Origin of the sequence: Aquiflexum sp., from assembly GCF_041749095.1 — a bacterium.
Taxonomy (GTDB): domain Bacteria; phylum Bacteroidota; class Bacteroidia; order Cytophagales; family Cyclobacteriaceae; genus Aquiflexum.
Window position 1 is genome coordinate 1 of the sequence record NZ_JBGTCA010000564.1, and the last position, 3628, is coordinate 3628.

4 protein-coding genes are annotated in these 3628 nt (G+C 37.5%); all 4 read right to left on the bottom strand.

The window, feature by feature from the left end:
- Window positions 1-764: carboxypeptidase-like regulatory domain-containing protein (locus ACEW8O_RS25185; RefSeq protein ID WP_373497392.1), on the bottom strand; the 764-nt coding region annotated here is incomplete at its 3' end.
- A gap of 197 nt (window positions 765-961) precedes the next feature.
- Entirely contained in the window at window positions 962-1933 is a 972-nt protein-coding gene (locus ACEW8O_RS25190; RefSeq protein ID WP_373497393.1) for an AAA family ATPase, read from the bottom strand.
- A 314-nt stretch (window positions 1934-2247) separates the two neighbouring features.
- Window positions 2248-2844: a pseudouridine synthase gene (locus tag ACEW8O_RS25195; protein ID WP_373497394.1), complete on the bottom strand. Its 597-nt coding sequence runs from the start codon at window positions 2842-2844 to the stop codon at window positions 2248-2250.
- Window positions 2845-3104: 260 nt separating this feature from the next.
- Window positions 3105-3281, bottom strand: coding sequence for a hypothetical protein (locus ACEW8O_RS25200; protein ID WP_373497395.1), 177 nt, complete (start codon window positions 3279-3281; stop codon window positions 3105-3107).
- Between the last annotated feature and the right edge of the window lie 347 nt (window positions 3282-3628).

Consider the following 3628-nt stretch of genomic DNA (forward strand, 5'->3'; position numbering starts at 1 on the left):
TTCTGTCGGTATCCTGTTCCCAAACCAATGTTGATAAAATCATCATCAGGGGAATTCTTGGTAAAGACCTTGATCATTCCACCAGCAAAATCACCAGGAACTTCTGGGGAAGCTGATTTATAAATCAACATCCTGTCAAGATTATCACTTGGTATCAGATCAAAAGAAAAAGTTCTTTTATCTACTTGTGTGGTCGGGGCAATGGAATTGTTGATCATTACCACATTGTAGCGATCATCCACACCACGAACCCTGACAAATTTGTTGTCAACAATGCTCACTCCGGAAACACGCTTCATTACCTGTGCGGCATTTCCATCCTGAGAAAGTCTGATTTGATCTGCTGAAATACCCGATACAACCTGAAGTGATTTTCGTATTTCAGATACTATGGCAATGTTCGAACCTGTTTCTCTTGTGGCTATTACAACCACTTCATTCAGGTCATCAAGATCTTCATCTAAGACCACATCAATTACCGTTGCCTTTTCTGAGACTACCAAAACATCCTCAAACCTGAGCGTCTTGTATGAGATAAAGGAAACGATAATGTTGTGCTTACCAGGTTCGACTTTAGGAATCTCAAAATCTCCGTCAAGTCCTGTGGCGACCCCGAGCATGGTCCCTTCGATTCTAACATTGGCTCCGATAATTGTCTCACCAGTTCGTCCATCAGTGACGACACCTCTAATGCTTCCGGATTGGGCTCTTGCAAAGCCTAATATAAAGAAGGAAAGAAGTGATAAGTAAATTAGTTTTTTCATTTGTTTTAAAATTTGTACAGCAGCAATTTTTAACTCCACAAAATTCAACAGTAAATGTTAATTGAGAGCGTTGTGAAAATTATCAATTCATTAATAAGAGGTGGACAAAAAAAAACAGTCATCACAATTTTTTAATATTGCAATGACCGTTTGACGTAAACAAAAAGGATTTATCCGAATATCAGTTTGTTTTTAAGCTATTTCAATGTTACGGATTTGTTAATAGGAATTTTGTCCAAAAACAGACGCACCAGATCACGGGTGCTGACATTGTCAGCTTCCGCCTCATAATTGAGAATTAATCTATGATTTAATATATCTTCTGCCACAGCTTTGATGTCCTCAGGAAGTACATAATCCCGGCCATCCATATAGGCAGCAGCACGGGAAGCCAAATGTAAATTGATACTTGCCCTTGGTGATACACCAAATTGGATATACTTGGCTTCGTCTTTCATTCCATATTTTTCAGGTGATCTCGTGGCAAATACCAATTCAATGATATAGTTTTCCAAAGGCTCGGCTATTTTGACTTCATTGATCTGATTCCTGATCGCAAAAATATCCTCTTTGGAAAGGACTGCATTGACTTCAGAACTGAATGACATATTGGCCATTCGGCGCATGACTTCCATTTCGTCTGCTTTGGAAGGGTAGTCAATATGAACTTTCATCATAAACCTATCCACCTGTGCTTCTGGTAAAGGATAAGTTCCTTCCTGATCTACAGGGTTTTGGGTGGCTAATACCAAAAATGGTCTGTCCAATTGAAAAGTGGTTTCACCGATGGTCACTTGCTTTTCCTGCATGGCCTCCAATAAGGCCGACTGTACTTTGGCAGGAGACCTGTTGACTTCATCTGCTAAAATGATGTTGGCGAAAATAGGTCCTTTCTTGACCTCAAAACTTGCTTCCTGTTGATTGTAAATCATCGTTCCCACGAGATCCGAAGGTAGCAAATCCGGTGTAAACTGAATTCTTTTGAAATCGAGGTGTAAAACCCTTGCCAAGGTATTAACCGTCAAGGTCTTCGCCAATCCCGGAACACCTTCCAATAGAACGTGCCCATTGGTAAATAAGCCAATCAACAACCTATTGACCATCCGGTCCTGACCTACAACTACTTTTTTTACTTCTTCAATGACCTGTTGGATCTTGTCCTGATGCATGGAATATTTTTAATTTAATTATTTGAATTATTTAAATAAGGAGATATACAGTTGAAATACGGTAGAAATAATTAGAAATAGTATTTAGGACTATCCCTTTTTATTTAAATCAAACTTGTTTGGTTTAATTTCTAAAGTCTTACGTCTCACATCTCACGTCTTATGTCTTAAAGAGGGCTAAATTATAACAAAAATACCCTTTATCCCAATTTCTGATTTTCCTTATTGATGGATGGTAGGGAGGGTAAAGTGTTTAATTAGTTCATTTAAATAGAATACCTCAAAAGACTGTGTTGTTTAGGATCAGACCCATCTCACATTTTGATTTTTATATTTAATAATTTATATAATTCCTCTTTTTCATATTCTCTAAACTCCCCAACTTCAAAACCTTCAATATTCAGGGATTCAATGGACCACCTGACCAATCTCAATGTGGGTAACCCAACTGCGGCGGTCATTTTACGGACCTGACGGTTTTTACCTTCTATCAGTTTCAGCTCTATCCAGGAATCAGGAACGGATTTTCTATATCTGATGGGAGGGTTTCTTTCCGGTAATATTGGCGGTTCCATCAAATGTTTTGCAAAAGCTTTTTTCGTCCTATATAACTTACCATCAATATTGATATCAACGCCAGATTCCAATGATTGAACCGACTTAGCATCAGGAATCCCCTCTACTTGGGCCAAGTAAGTCCTGATGTGGCGAAACTTGGGATCGAGCAAATGATGGTTGAGGACTTTGTCATCCGTCAATAAAAGCAGTCCCTCCGAATCCTTATCCAACCTCCCCACAGGATAGACTTCTTTTGGAAAATCTCCAATATCCTTCAATGTGCCCTTATCCCCTGAAAACTGACTGAGAATACCAAAAGGTTTATAAATAACGAAGTATCTGTAATTGGTCATTTTTGGGAAAATTCGTTACGAATGTAGCTTTTTCTTTACAAAAGGCATTTCTGGATTACTAAAGAAGACGGGAGACTGAAGACAGGAGACGGAAGAAATTCTGATATCTAGCCGAAGTTTATACTTTTGAGTAAAAAATTATTTGAACCAATGAAGAGATTAATTTGATTGAACCACAAAAGAAACAAAAGCGAACAAAAGATTCACTTTTAATCCTTTATTTTGTTCACTTTTGTAACTTTTGTGGTTCGTAAAAAAAGTCAACTTCCGCAACCTATGCAGTCAAAATGACTGTCCTTAGGTTTTATACCTTTCAGTTGCATTTCCAGATTATGGATCCTGTCCCGGGCTTCCATATCCTGAAACATGTCTCCTGTAAGGTTTGATTTTAGGTCTTCGATTTCCTGCTCAATGGCAGCTTTTTGTTGTGTAGTCATGACAAATGGATTAAGTTGATAGCAAAGGCAATATAAAAAAGTTCTTGAAAAAAATAGATTACCAGATTCACAGTTTAAACAAAAATCCGCATATCTGCATAAAACTAAATCTGAAATCTAAAGTCAAAAATCTTCAATCACTTTATTGGAACAATCTTCTCCAATATTTTGTAAAATAAAGTAGCTGTAATCTTCTATTTTTGACACAAAGAAAAAACCCATGGAAAAAGATACCCTTAAAACCCTCATCGAATTCAGAAAAACTTTACACCAATACCCTGAGATTTCCGGTGAGGAAAAAGAAACCGCAAAAAGGGTTTTGACATTTTTCAAAGACTTAAATCCAA